Source organism: Dactylosporangium sp. NPDC048998, assembly GCF_043197855.1.
Lineage (GTDB): Bacteria > Actinomycetota > Actinomycetes > Mycobacteriales > Micromonosporaceae > Dactylosporangium.
In genome coordinates, this window is record NZ_JBICTV010000004.1 from 314,248 (window position 1) to 327,176 (window position 12,929).

A 12,929-nucleotide genomic window follows, 5' to 3' on the forward strand; every position below is an offset into this window, starting at 1 on the left:
TTGAAGTCTGAAGTCTTCGTTGTCGCCGTTGAGAAGAACAGTAGGGGCGCGCAGATCACGACGAATCCCGGAAACGTGCCAGTGGTTTCATGGAGCCGTGATCACGCGGTTCGTCAATGGCGGGCTGGTCTTCGACGTCGACGATCTCGGCGACCCCGGCGCGCCGGGCGTCGTGCTGCTGCACGGGTTTCCGCAGGACCGCACCGCGTGGGCCGGCGTGGCGCCGGTGCTCGTCGCCGAGGGCCTGCGGGTGCTGGCGCCGGACCTGCGCGGCTACTCGCCCGGCGCCAGCCCGCGGGACCGCCGGCAGTACACCCTGGATCTCCTCGCCACCGACGTGCTGGCGCTGGCCGACCAGGCCGGGCTGGCGCGGTTCGACCTCGTCGGGCACGACTGGGGCGCGGCGCTCGCGTTCCACGTTGCCGGTTCCTTCCCCGACCGGGTGCGCACGCTGACCGCGCTGTCCGTGCCGCACCGCGGGGCCTGGGCCCAGGCGGCGCTGCGCAGCACGCAGCTGTGGCACTCGGCGTACATCGGCTTCTTCCAGCTCCCCGCGCTGCCCGAGCGCGCGCTGGCCCGGGGCATCGCGGGCCGGCTGCGTCGTAGCGGGCTCGACGAGGAGCACGCCCGCCGCTACGCCGAACGCGGGGCGCGCGGCGGGCTGGACGCGGCGCTCAACTGGTATCGCGCGATGACCCTGCCGGGGAAGCGGTTCCCCAGGGTCACCGTGCCGACCCTGTACGCCTGGGGCGACCGGGACGAGTTCGTGACCGAGCGGCTGGCGCGCCGCTGCGGCGGATGGGTCGACGGGGAGTACACCTTCGAGATCCTGCGCGGCGTGAACCACTGGATCCCGGAGCTGCACCCCCGCCGGGCCGCCGAGCTGGTGCTCAGCCGGCGCCGCTGATCGCACGCACGTCCCACACCCAGACGCCGTCGACGGCGCGGCCGGGGGCCACCTCAGGAGCGACGAGCTTGTCGATCGTCTCGCGGATAACGTTCTCGTTGGGGTAGCCGACGACCATCACGATGTTGGTCGCCTTCCAGAACTGCAGGTCGGCACGCATGTCGGCACGCGCCTGCGTGGTGACGTCGGGCGAGGTCAGCTGGCCCTTGACCTGGGTGAGGTACGCGACGGTCTTGCGCTCGCCCGGCCCGAAGTGCGCGAACTTGTCGTCCGGGTTGGTGTCGTTGGGGCCGAGGAAGTAGCCGGCGGTGAGCTTCACCTCGAAGTTGGTCTCGGTCGACCAGCGCATCATCAGGATGTCGTCGCCCCAGCCGCCCGGCAGCGGCGCGACCACCGGGTTGGGGGGCAGCTTCGTGCGCCAGTTGCCGTCGGTGAACAGCGCCGGCAGCGCGGGGCGCTCGGACACCTGATGCGGCTTCGGGACGAGCGGCAGGATCGCGGCGAGGATCGCGGCGCTCCACACGGCGGCGGCCAGCGGGCGCTGCCGCACCGGGGCCGGGGCGGGTGCCGCCGGGCGCCGGGGCGCGGCGACGGACGCCTCGACCATCGGCAGCCCGCCGTCGCCCGACGGACCGTCGCTCGACGGGCCCGAGCCGACGAGCGCGGGGACCGGGTCCGGCTCGGGCTCGGGGGCCTCGACGGGCTCGGCAACCGGTGCCGCGACGGGCCGCAGGCGGTCCACGACGAGCCGGTCGATCATGAGCGCCAGGCTGACGCCGACGACCGTGGTGACGATGAGGCCCAGCCGGGTCGGCACGACCGAGTCGAACAGCGGCAGCTGGCTGATCCAGTACCACGGGCCGTGGTAGTTGGTGCGCTCGACAGCGTTGAAGCGGGGGACGCTGCCGATCGAGCAGACGACGAAGACGAAGCCGGTGACGAACAGCGACCGGGCGAGCCGGTTGCGCCAGAGCGCGATCGCGCCGGCGACCAGCAGCAGGACGAGCGGCCAGCCGAAGAAGCTGTTCTCCTCGGCCGCGTTGCCGCGGTTGATCCGGGTGGCCTCGGCGACATCGCCGGCGATCGAGTAGCGGCCGAGGGTGACGTAGGAGAGCACGTCGAGGTTGATGCTGCGCACGCCCTCGTCGAGGCCGTGGTACGCCTGGGGCCCGGTGAACTGGAAGTACAGCGGATAGGCCAGGACCGCGCCGGCCGCGAGAAGGGTCACCCCGCACTTGGGCAGCATGACCTTCGCGTGCGCGGGCAGCTCACGCCAGGGCACGTAGGCGAGGATGAACACGGCCAGCGCCATCGCGGTGAAGAACAGCATCTCCTCGTTGATGCCCGCCTGGGCGACCACGAGGGCGGCGAGGACCAGGCCGTGGCGCCAGACCTTGCCGGGCTGCCGCATCCGCAGTACGGCGGCGACGATGAGGGGGATCAGGTACTGCCCGGCGATGTTCGGGTGGCCGATCGCCTGCGACATCATGCCCGGCGCGAAGCCGAGGAAGGCGCCGGCGACGCCCGCGGCGAGGCGGGAGCGGCCGAAGTCGCGGGTGAGCACCCAGTACCAGGCGGCGGCGGTGCCGGCCAGCGCCAGCGTGGAGATAATCGCGAACGTGACGCCCGTGCCGAGCCAGAGCGTGACCGGGGTCAGCGGGAGCGCCAGCGTCAGGATCGACGTGTTCGCCATCAGGTTCACGCCGAGCGGCGAGTTGATGTCGTCGGAGAAGAACGGCGACTCACCCTGGGTGAACAGGTGGGTGGCGTGGGTCAGGAACCACTCGAACGTGAAGCTGTCCTGGAAGTTGAGCGTCAGGTAGCGCCCGTTGGGATCGGCCCAGAGGCGATGCAACACGTAGACGGCGCCCAGGACATAGCCCAGCATCACCAGTGCGTCGACTGCCTTGGCGGAAATTCGCCCCCGAATCGTCACCCGTGGGAGTGTAGGCGAGCAGGGCCATCACCCGGGAACCCGATGACAGGTCGCACATGAACAGGTGTACTTCCGGGCCGCAAGCCCGGAAGACCGGAAAAGGGCACGTTCGGTATCGTCCAACGTGACGGAAACGGCCTTGAGAAGGTGGACACAGATGGTCCTGAAGATGTCCTCGCTGTTCCTCCGGACGCTGCGCGAGGATCCCGCCGACGCCGAGGTGACCAGTCACCGGCTGCTGGTCCGCGCGGGTTACGTGCGCCGCGTCGCGCCGGGCATCTTCACCATGCTGCCGATGGGCCTGCGCGTGCTGCGCAACATCGAGCAGGTGATCCGCGAGGAGATGGACGCGATCGGCGGCCAGGAGCTGGAGTTCCCCGCGCTGCTGCCGCGCGAGCCCTACGAGGCGACCGGGCGCTGGACGGAGTACGGCGCGAACCTCTTCCGGCTCAAGGACCGCCGGCAGGCCGACTACCTGCTCGGCCCCACCCACGAGGAGATGTTCACGCTCGCCGTGAAGGACATGTGCTCCTCGTACAAGGACCTTCCGCTCACGCTGTACCAGATCCAGACGAAGTACCGCGACGAGGCGCGCCCCCGGGCCGGCGTCCTGCGCGGCCGTGAGTTCGTCATGAAGGACTCGTACTCCTTCGACGTCGACGACGACGGCCTGCGCGCCGCCTACGCCCGCCACCGCGAGGCCTACATCAAGATCTTCGACCGGTTCGGCCTGGACTACGTCGTCTGCTCCGCGATGAGCGGCGCGATGGGCGGCAGCGCGTCGGAGGAGTTCCTGGCCATCTGCGAGATCGGCGAGGACACGTTCGTGCGCTGCGCCAACGGCGACTATGCGGCCAACGTCGAGGCGGTCGTGACCCCGCCGCCCGCGGCCCAGCCCATCGAGGGCCGGCCGGCGGCGCAGGTCGTCGACACGCCCGGCACGCCGACGATCGAGACGCTGGTCGACCTTTTCAACACCCGCGAGGACCTGCGCCGGGCCGACCGCGACTGGGCCGCCGGCGACACGCTCAAGAACGTCATGCTCATGCTGACCCTGCCCGACGGCAAGCGCGAGCCCCTCGCCGTCGGCGTGCCCGGCGACCGGGAGGTCGACCTGCGCCGGCTCGAGGCCCAGGTGGCACCGGCCGAGGTGGCGCCGATGTCGGAGGCCGAGTTCGCGCAGCACCCCGCGCTGGTCAAGGGCTACATCGGCCCCGGCGTGCTCGGGGAGAAGAACTCCTCCGGAATCCGGTATCTCGTGGACCCCCGCGTGGTCGGCGGCACGAGCTGGATCACGGGCGCCGACGAGCCGGGCAAGCACGTCGTGCACCTCGTCGCCGGCCGGGACTTCACCCCCGACGGCACGGTCGAGGCGGTCCGCATCCAGGACGGCGACATCTGCCCGATCGACGGCGGCGTGCTCCAGCAGGCCCGCGGCATCGAGATCGGCCACATCTTCCAGCTCGGCCGCAAATACGCGCAGGCCCTCGGTCTGTCGGTGCTGGACCAGAACGGCAAGGCGCAGATCGTCACGATGGGCTCCTACGGCGTCGGCGTGACCCGCGCGCTCGCCGTGATCGCCGAGCAGACCGCCGACGAGCGCGGCCTGTGCTGGCCCCGCGAGCTGTCCCCGGCGGACGTGCACGTGGTCGCGGCGGGCAAGACCGAGGAGATCCGCGACGGCGCCGAGCAGCTGGCCACCCGGCTGGAGGCGGCGGGGCTGACCGTGCTGCTGGACGACCGCAAGGACGTCTCGCCGGGCGTGAAGTTCAACGACTCCGAGCTGCTGGGCGTGCCGACGATCGTGGTGGTGGGCAAGCGGCTGGCCGACGGCATGGTCGAGATCCGCGACCGCAGGTCGGGGTCCAAGGAGGAGGTCGCGGCCGACGGGGCCGTCGCGGCGGTACAGGCCGCCGTCACCGCCTCACGGTGAGTTCTTGCAGGATCGGCCGAACGGCTCCTTGTCGGGTCAGCCGTTCGGCCGGACCTATGCGAGCAAACTGGGATATGCACCCCGCTTCGGTTTGACTGGTGTCCGGGAGTGGCCGATACGTTCGGTCACGGCCTTGCTGTCGACGAAGGGTGTAGACGTTGTCCGGCCGACATTCCGTCGCGCGTCGCCGTCACCTCGTCCCATTGATCGCCGGTATCGGTGCCGTGGTCGTGCTCGTGGGCGGGGCGGTGGCGACCGTCAATCTCAGTTCGAACGACAAGCCGACCTCGGCCATCGACGCCGCGCGCAGCCCACAGGAGCGCGCCGACCGCGGCCAGCGCCCCTCGCCGTCGGCCGAGCCGAGCCTCGCCCCGTCCGACGGGGCGACGACCCAGCAGCTCGCGGCCGTTTCGCCGGCCGCGACCAAGAGCCCGTCGAAGACCAAGTCGCCGACGACGGCCGCGACCACCACCGCGCCGGCGGGGGTCGCCAGCAGCGGCACGTGCGAGGTGTCGTTCTACGCCGACGGCCAGACGACCGCCAGCGGTGAGCCCTTCAACCCCGACGGGCTGACCGCGGCGCACAAGACGCTGAAGTTCGGCACGATGGTCCGGGTCACGAACCTGGCCAACGGCAAGTCCGTCGACGTACGCATCAACGATCGGGGACCCTTCGTAGCGGGCCGCTGCCTTGATCTGGCGCGCGGCGCCTTCGTGAAGATCGCGTCGGTGAGCGCAGGTGTCATCAACGCGAAGTATGAGGTACTCAAGTAAGACAGACCCGGCCGTTTGATGGAGCGGTCCGAGGGTCGGTTGGTGGCATGCTGTTGGCCGGACCTATGAAACGTCAGCTGCTTCCCGAGGCCCGCGCCGGAGTCGGCGCGGCCTTCGTGCTGCTCGCGCTCGTGACCGTCGCCGAGGTGGCCGACGGGTTCCGGGCGGACTACGTGGGCCTGCTGGCCGCGGCGCCCTTCCTGGCGGCGGCCTTCGCGTCCTGGCCCGAGGTGCTGGCCGTCGGCGGCGCCTCGACGCTGCTCGCGTTGTTGTTCTGCTCGGTCGAGCTGATGCACAGCCGCGATCGCGCGCTGGTGCTGATGCTCAACCTGGGCGGCGTGATCGTGGCGAGCGGGATCGCCTCCGCCGTGGGGGCGATCCGGCAGCGGCAGATCGCGCGGTATGCCGAACTGTCCCGCCTCGCCTCCGTGGCCCAGGGCGCGGTCCTGCGCCCGCTCGGCCCGCAGGTCGGCCCGCTCACGGTCGCCGCGCGGTACATCTCCGCCAGCGCGGCGGCCGACATCGGCGGCGACCTCTACGAGGCGCTCGACACGCCCTACGGCGTCCGCATGATCATCGGCGACGTGCGTGGCAAGGGCCTCGACGCGGTCCGCCTGGCGAGTATCGTCCTGGGGTCCTACCGTCATGTGGCCTTCGAGCGCGCCGACCTGCGCGCGATCGTGGCCGACCTCGACCGGGCGGTGGCCCGCTCGCTCGGCGACGAGGACTTCGTGACCGCGGCGCTGATCGAGGAGCGCGGCGGCACGCTGACGATCGTCAACTGCGGCCATCCGGCGCCGCTGCTGCTGCGCCGCGGCCGGGTGGTGCCGCTCGAGCCGCCGGCGAACGCGCCGCCGCTGGGCTTCATGCCGGTGGTCAAGCCGCGGGTGGAGCGGCTGGAGCCGGGCGACCGGCTGCTGTTCTTCACCGACGGCCTGGCCGAGGCGCGCCGCGACGGCGAGTTCTTCCCGACGGCGGAGCGGGCGCAGCGCCTGCTGGGGCACGGCACGGTGGCCGACGGGCTGAAGTCGCTCGAGAGCGCGCTGCTGGAGTGGGTGCGCGGGCGGCTCGACGACGACATCGCGCTGGTGCTGGTCGAGTATCAGGGCGTCAAGCCGCCGGCGCCGGTCCCGAGCTGGGAGATCGGTGGCGCGGGAGTGGCCTCCTCGTAGCACCCCTTGTTTCCGGCATTTCCCGACTCCTGGCGGAGTCAGAAAATGCCGGCAATTTCGGTTATGGCGGCTCTGTGCTATGTGGTCTCGATCGGGCGCTGGCGGGGGACCGGGCGGCGCATCGGGGCGCGGTGTCGGCCGGTGTAGAAGCGCGGGTATTTCGGGGCGAAGAGCGAGCCCATGAGACGGACGATCATCGCGCGGCCCTCCTCTTGACTGCGAGTAACCGGTCAACGACCGCGTCACCCGGCGGTGACGGCGTGTCCGCTACTCATCTGCACCCTGCGGGCACGTAGCAGGAGCGAATGTGGCCCGCTTCACTCGCCGGTGTGGGTTGTCCGACGTTACCAGTCAGTAATAAGATGGCTGTTACCGACTGGTAACCTCGGTCGGCCATGCTCGACACGGCGCGATCGAACAGCTGCGACCCAGAGACGGGGGCCACTCCGCGATGACCCATTACAAGAGCAACCTGCGGGACCTCGAGTTCAATCTCTTCGAGGTCTTCGGTGTCGACCAGGTCCTGGGTCAGGGCCCCTACGGCGACATCGACGTGGACACCGCCCGCAGCATCCTCGGCGAGGTCGACCGCATGGCGCGCGAGGACCTCGCGGCCAGCTACACCGACGGCGACCGCAACCCGCCCGTCTTCGACCCGGCCACGCACTCGGTGCGGATGCCCGAGTCGTTCCGCAAGTCCTACCGGGCGTTCATGGACGCCGAGTTCTGGCGGCTGGACCTGCCGGCCGAGCTCGACGGGACCGCGGCGCCGCGCGCGCTGTGGTGGTCCATCGCCGAGCTGGTGCTCGGGTCCAACGCGCCCATCTGGATGTACGCCTCCGGCCCCTCCTTCGCCAACACGCTGCGGATCGAGGGCACCGAGGAGCAGAAGCGGTGGGCCAAGCTCTTCGTCGACAGGCAGTGGGGCTCCACGATGGTGCTGACCGAGCCGGACGCGGGCTCGGACGTCGGCGCGGGCCGCACCAGGGCGATCCCGCAGCCCGACGGCTCCTGGCACATCGAGGGCGTCAAGCGCTTCATCACCAGCGGCGAGCACGACCTGGCCGAGAACATCGTCCACTACGTCCTGGCGCGGCCGGTCGACACGCCCGGTGCCGGCGGCCCCGGCACCAAGGGCCTTTCGCTCTTCGTGGTGCCGAAGTTCCACTTCGACGCCGAGACCGGCGAGCTCAAGGACCGCAATGGCGCGTTCGTGACCAACGTCGAGCACAAGATGGGCCTCAAGGTCTCCACCACGTGCGAGATCACCTTCGGCGGGCACGGCGTGCCGGCAAAGGGCTGGCTGCTCGGCGATGTGCACGAGGGCATCCGGCAGATGTTCCTCATCATCGAGTACGCCCGGATGATGGTCGGCACCAAGGCCATCGCGACGCTGTCGACCGGCTACCTCAACGCGCTCGACTACGCCAAGAGTCGCGTCCAGGGCGCCGACCTGACCAGCAACGACAAGGCCGCCCCCCGGGTCGCGATCATCAACCACCCGGACGTGCGCCGGTCGCTGCTGATCCAGAAGTCGTATGCCGAGGGCCTGCGCGCCCTGGTCTGCTACACGGCGACCTGGCAGGACAAGGTGGCGCTGGCCGAGGCGTCGGGCGCCGAGAAGGCCGCGAAGATCGCCAAGCGGGTCAACGACCTGCTGCTCCCGCTGGTCAAGGGTGTCGGCTCGGAGCGGGCGTACGAGCTGCTCGGCCACGAGTCGCTGCAGACCTTCGGCGGCTCGGGCTTCCTGCAGGACTACCCGCTCGAGCAGTACGTGCGCGACTCGAAGATCGACACGCTGTACGAGGGCACGACCGCGATCCAGAGCCTCGACCTCGTCTTCCGCAAGATCGTGAAGGACCAGGGCAAGGCGCTGCTCACCGTCGCCGGCGAGATCCAGCAGTTCCTGGAGGCCGAGGGCGGCAACGGGCAGCTGAAGGTCGAGCGGGTCGCGCTGGGCAAGGCCCTCGCGGAGGTACAGCAGATCCTGGGCATCTTCACCGGCTGGCTCGGCGAGGCGCAGTCCGGCGACCCGCAGGCGCTGTACAAGGTCGGCCTCAACTCGCGGCGGTTCCTGCTCGGCCTCGGCGACGTCTTGGTCGGCTGGCTGCTGCAGCGGCAGGCCGAGGTGGCGCTCAAGGCCCTCGCCGGCGACGTGTCGCCCGCGGACAAGGCCTTCTACGAGGGCAAGGTCGCGGCGGCGAAGTTCTTCGCGCACGAGGTGCTGCCGCGCATCGGCGCCGACCGCCGCGTGATCGAGTCCACCACGCTCGACGCGATGCAGCTGGACGAGACGGCCTTCTAGGTCGTACCGCTGACCAAGGGGGAGGGCAATGGCGCCCTCCCCCCTTTTCGCGCTGTCAGCCGCGGGCCGTGTGCTCGTCGGTGAGCCCGGCGGACTCCAGATCGCGCCAGGAACCCTTGAAGCGGTGCACCGCGATGCCCGAGGTGGCCAGCCCGCCGTCGGTGAGCGCGCGCGGCGCCAGCATGTCGGATAAATCGGAAATAGTGGGATTGTGGCCGACGAGCAGCAGGATTGCGACCGTCACGTCCACGTGCCGGATCAGGTCGAGCGTGTCGTCCGACGGGCCGACGTAGATGCGGTGCTCGTACGTCACCGGGACCTCGCCGGCCAGGCGCAGCTCGTCGAGGGTCTGCCGGGTGCGTACCGCGGTCGAGCACAGCACGGCGTCGGGCGCCAGGCCGGCCTTGCGCAGCCAGTGCCCGGCCGCGGCGGCGTCGCGGTGCCCGCGCGCGGTGAGGGGACGCTCGATGTCGGTGGCGTAGTCGTCCGGGTTCGCCGCCTTGGCGTGCCGGAGCAGGATGAGCGTGCGCACGGTCATGGGAACAAGCCTGCCCGATTGAAGAATGACGCGCGTGGGTACCCACGAACAGACAGCAACCCACAGACAGCCTCGGGAGGCCTTCGATGGGTATCGGCGGAAGCATTCTTCTGATCGTCGTCGGCGCGGTCCTGACGTTCGGGCTGAAGGACACGGATGTCGGGCCGTTCAACCTCGACACGATCGGCTGGATCCTCCAGATTGCCGGGTTTGTCGGCCTAGTCCTGACCTTGTACTTCTGGAACTCGCGCCGACGCACGGTCGTGACCGCCGCGCCGCCCCCGCCGCCGGTCGACGGCACCGCGATCCCGCCGTCCGCGGACGAGGTCATCGAGCGCCGCACGCGCCGCTACTGAACCGGGCAATGACGCCCAGCCACCAGACGACTTGTTAAATCGTGATAAGTCCGAAAAATCCGGATGCCGAAGGCGTCCGGATTTTCGTCAGCGGGCGTACAGGGCGAAATAGATCGCGATGTGGTGGCAGATCGCGGCGACCAGTGTGCACGCGTGGAAGAACTCGTGGTGGCCGAAGACCGTCGGCCACGGGTTGGGGCGGCGCAGCGCGTAGAAGACCGCCCCCACCGTGTAGAACGCGCCGCCCGCCAGAGTCAGCACCAGCGCCGTCACGCCGCCCGTGTGCAGGATGTCCGGCAGTACGGCCACCGCGACCCAGCCCAGCGCGATGTACAACGGCGCGGAGAGCCACCGGCGCTTGCTCATCGCCGTCGCGAGCAGCTTCATGGTCACGCCCAGCACGGCGCCGCTCCAGACCGTGGCCAGGATCGCCACGCGGGTGTTTCCGGACAGGAGCAGGACGCTGAACGGGGTGTACGTGCCGGCGATGAAGACGAAAATCATCGAGTGGTCGAGCCGGCGCATGATCGTGTAGCCGCGCTCCGACCACACGCGGCGGTGGTACAGGGCGCTGGTGCCGAACAGGGCGACCACGGTGAGGCTGTAGACAGCGCAGCTGACGAACGGCGCCCAACCCGGGCGGGCGGCCGCGAGCGAGCACAGCACGATCCCGCACACGACGGCGACACCGGCCGCGTATGCGTGCAGCCAGCCGCGCATCCGCGGTTTGCCGAGGTCGACCGGGCGCAGGCGGGTTTCGGTCTTCACGGTCACGCCCTCCAGGTTACGGTACCGTAGGTTACTCGTAAGTATCATACGGGCGTCTATCGTGACGGAGTGCAGCTTCGCCCTGTCGGCGCCGACGCGCTCCTCATCGAGGTGGACACCCCGCTGGACTGGTTCGCCGCGCTGGACGCGGAGCGGGCCGCCGGCCGGTTGGCGGTCATGGACATCGTGCCCGGCGCCCGCACGGTCCTGCTCGACGGGGTGGCCGACCCCGCCGGGCTGGCGAGCCGGCTGCGCGACTGGACGATCGATCCGGCCTCGGCAGCGCATCAACCCCCCGCCCTCGTCGACGTCCGCTTCGACGGCGTCGACCTGCCGTTCGTCGCCGAGCACGCCGGGACCACGGTCGAGGCCGTGATCGAGGAGCTGACCGGCACCGACCTGACCGTCGCGTTCTGCGGCTTCGCGCCCGGCTTCGCCTACCTCGGCGGGCTGCGGTGGAACGTGCCGCGGCTGGACACCCCGCGTACCCGCGTGCCGGCCGGATCGGTCGCCCTGGCCGCCGGGTTCGCCGGCATCTACCCGACCCCGTCGCCGGGCGGCTGGCGCATCGTCGGGCACTGCGACGCCGAGCTGTTCGACGTGGACCGGCGGCCGCCCGCGCTGCTGACGCCCGGCCGCGCCGTCCGGTTCCGGGCCGCGTGAGCGCCGCGCACCTGCTGGTCGAGGTCGCCGGGCCGCTCACCACCGTGCAGGACCTCGGCCGGCCCGGGTACGCGCACCTCGGCGTCCCGCGCTCGGGCGCCCTCGACCGGCCCGCGCTGCTGCTCGGCAACCGCCTGGTCGGCAACCCGCCGGACGCGGCCGGGCTGGAGATCACGCTCGGGCCGTTCGCGGCGGTCGCGTGCCGGGCCGGCACCGTCGCGCTCACCGGGGCGGCCGCGCCGCTGCGCGTGGGCGGGCGGCCGGCGCCGCTGAACGCGCCGGTGCCGGTGCGGGCCGGAGACCGGATCGAGGTCGGGCGGGCGGTGTTGGGCCTGCGGGCGTACCTTGCCGCGGACGGCGGGCTCGCCCCGGCGCCGGTGCTGTCCAGCCGCTCCACCGACACGCTGTCGCTGCTCGGCCCGCCCGTGGTCCGCCCCGGCGACCGGCTGCCGCTCGGCCCCGCCGCCGGCGAACCGGCCGCCGTGGACGTGGTCCCCCGGGCCGCGCTCGGCGGGCCGATCGTCCTGGGGATCACGTGGGGGCCCCGAGCCGACCGGTTCACCGACGTCGAGGTGCTGGGCTCCACGGAGTACCGAATCCGGAGCGAGAGCAACCGGGTCGGGGCCCGGCTGTCCGGTCCGGCCCTGACCCGCGCGGACGCCGGGGAACTGCCGAGCGAGGGCATCGTGCTCGGCGCGGTGCAGGTCCCGGCGGACGGCCAGCCGCTGGTCTTCCTCGCCGACCATCCGACCACCGGCGGATACCCGGTGGTCGCGGTCGTCGATGCCGCCGATCTGCCGCTGCTGGCACAGGCGCGCCCGGGCGATACCGTTCGATTTCGTGGTAGACCTCAACAGTGACCTCGGCGAGGGCCTGGGCGTGTGGCGCCTCGGCGACGACGAGACCCTCCTGACGATCGTGACCAGCGCGAACGTGGCCTGCGGCTTCCACGCCGGTGACCCGTCCACGATGCGGCGGGTCAGCGCGGGCGCGGCCGGGCGCGGCGTGCGCGTCGGCGCGCAGGTGAGCTATCACGACCTCGTCGGCTTCGGCCGGCGGCGCATCGAGGTGCCGCCGGACGAACTCGCCGATGAACTGCTGTACCAGATCGGCGCGCTGTCGGCGTTCGGGCCGGTCGCCTACGTCAAGCCGCACGGCGCGCTCTACAACGCCGCGGCGGTCGACTCGGGCCACGCTTCCGCGGTCGTCGCGGCCGCCGAGCAGGCCGGCGGCCTGCCCGTGCTGTGCCAGCCCGGCTCGGTCCTGGCGCGGCACGCCGCGGAGCGCGGGCTGCGGGTCGTGGCCGAGGGGTTCGCCGACCGCGCCTACCAGCGCGACGGCCGGCTCGTCCCGCGCACGTCGCCGGGCGCGCTCGTGACCGACGTCGCCGCGGTGAGCGCCCGGGCCGTGCGCATGGTCGTCGACGGCGTGGTCGAGGCGGTCGACGGGTCGCTCATCCCGATGCCCGTCGAGTCGCTGTGCGTGCACGGCGACACCCCGGGCGCGGTCGAGATGGCGCTCGCGGTGCGCGCCGCGCTGGCCGAGGCCGGCGTGGCGCTCGCCCCGTTCGTCTAGGGT

General features: G+C 71.3%; 11 protein-coding genes and 2 pseudogenes. 10 read left to right on the forward strand and 3 right to left on the reverse strand.

Features of this window, described 5'->3' with window-relative positions:
* The first annotated feature begins 97 nt into the window (after nucleotides 1–97).
* Nucleotides 98–907: an alpha/beta fold hydrolase gene (locus ACGFI8_RS12265; protein ID WP_392803529.1), complete on the forward strand. Its 810-nt coding sequence runs from the start codon at nucleotides 98–100 to the stop codon at nucleotides 905–907.
* On the opposite strand, the gene ACGFI8_RS12270 is transcribed toward ACGFI8_RS12265, so the two are convergent.
* Nucleotides 891–2,843 carry a DUF6541 family protein gene (locus ACGFI8_RS12270; protein ID WP_392803531.1) on the reverse strand — a complete coding sequence of 651 codons (1,953 nt, stop codon included), beginning with the start codon at nucleotides 2,841–2,843 and terminating at the stop codon, nucleotides 891–893. The genes ACGFI8_RS12265 and ACGFI8_RS12270 overlap by 17 nt on opposite strands.
* 157 nt (nucleotides 2,844–3,000) lie before the next feature.
* Here ACGFI8_RS12270 and ACGFI8_RS12275 point away from each other — a divergent pair, with 157 nt between their 5' ends.
* The 5 genes and pseudogenes from ACGFI8_RS12275 (at nucleotide 3,001) to ACGFI8_RS12295 (ending at nucleotide 9,026) form a co-directional block, all read left to right on the forward strand.
* Entirely contained in the window at nucleotides 3,001–4,776 is a 1,776-nt protein-coding gene (locus ACGFI8_RS12275) for a proline--tRNA ligase (protein ID WP_392803533.1), read from the forward strand.
* 203 nt (nucleotides 4,777–4,979) lie between these two features.
* Nucleotides 4,980–5,549, forward strand: a complete 570-nt coding sequence (locus tag ACGFI8_RS12280) for a septal ring lytic transglycosylase RlpA family protein (RefSeq protein ID WP_392803535.1) — start codon at nucleotides 4,980–4,982, stop codon at nucleotides 5,547–5,549.
* Between the two features lie 47 nt (nucleotides 5,550–5,596).
* Nucleotides 5,597–5,795, forward strand: a pseudogene (locus ACGFI8_RS12285) (serine/threonine-protein phosphatase); the annotation flags it as partial.
* Between the two features lie 128 nt (nucleotides 5,796–5,923).
* Nucleotides 5,924–6,721 (forward strand): annotated as a pseudogene (locus ACGFI8_RS12290) (PP2C family protein-serine/threonine phosphatase); the annotation flags it as partial.
* 451 nt (nucleotides 6,722–7,172) lie between these two features.
* Complete coding sequence (locus tag ACGFI8_RS12295; protein WP_392803537.1) at nucleotides 7,173–9,026, forward strand: acyl-CoA dehydrogenase; 1,854 nt, start codon at nucleotides 7,173–7,175, stop codon at nucleotides 9,024–9,026.
* 55 nt (nucleotides 9,027–9,081) lie between these two features.
* On the opposite strand, the gene ACGFI8_RS12300 is transcribed toward ACGFI8_RS12295, so the two are convergent.
* Nucleotides 9,082–9,564: a SixA phosphatase family protein gene (locus tag ACGFI8_RS12300; RefSeq protein WP_392803539.1), complete on the reverse strand. Its 483-nt coding sequence runs from the start codon at nucleotides 9,562–9,564 to the stop codon at nucleotides 9,082–9,084.
* Nucleotides 9,565–9,650: 86 nt separating this feature from the next.
* Here ACGFI8_RS12300 and ACGFI8_RS12305 point away from each other — a divergent pair, with 86 nt between their 5' ends.
* Nucleotides 9,651–9,920, forward strand: a complete 270-nt coding sequence (locus tag ACGFI8_RS12305; RefSeq protein WP_392803541.1) for a DUF6458 family protein — start codon at nucleotides 9,651–9,653, stop codon at nucleotides 9,918–9,920.
* An 87-nt stretch (nucleotides 9,921–10,007) separates the two neighbouring features.
* On the opposite strand, the gene ACGFI8_RS12310 is transcribed toward ACGFI8_RS12305, so the two are convergent.
* A complete protein-coding gene (locus tag ACGFI8_RS12310; protein ID WP_392804074.1) occupies nucleotides 10,008–10,640 on the reverse strand; it encodes a hemolysin III family protein in 633 nt (210 codons plus the stop codon).
* 117 nt (nucleotides 10,641–10,757) lie between these two features.
* Between ACGFI8_RS12310 and ACGFI8_RS12315 the strand changes: the two genes are divergently transcribed.
* Genes ACGFI8_RS12315 through ACGFI8_RS12325 form a run of 3 tightly spaced genes read left to right on the forward strand, consistent with a single transcriptional unit; the run spans nucleotide 10,758 to nucleotide 12,926 of the window.
* Complete coding sequence (locus tag ACGFI8_RS12315) at nucleotides 10,758–11,351, forward strand: allophanate hydrolase subunit 1 (protein WP_392803543.1); 594 nt, start codon at nucleotides 10,758–10,760, stop codon at nucleotides 11,349–11,351.
* Complete coding sequence (locus tag ACGFI8_RS12320; RefSeq protein ID WP_392804076.1) at nucleotides 11,267–12,211, forward strand: biotin-dependent carboxyltransferase family protein; 945 nt, start codon at nucleotides 11,267–11,269, stop codon at nucleotides 12,209–12,211. Before ACGFI8_RS12315 ends, ACGFI8_RS12320 begins: the two co-directional genes overlap by 85 nt.
* Complete coding sequence (locus ACGFI8_RS12325; protein WP_392803545.1) at nucleotides 12,192–12,926, forward strand: LamB/YcsF family protein; 735 nt, start codon at nucleotides 12,192–12,194, stop codon at nucleotides 12,924–12,926. The genes ACGFI8_RS12320 and ACGFI8_RS12325 overlap by 20 nt, the downstream gene beginning before the upstream one ends.
* Nucleotides 12,927–12,929 lie beyond the last annotated feature (3 nt).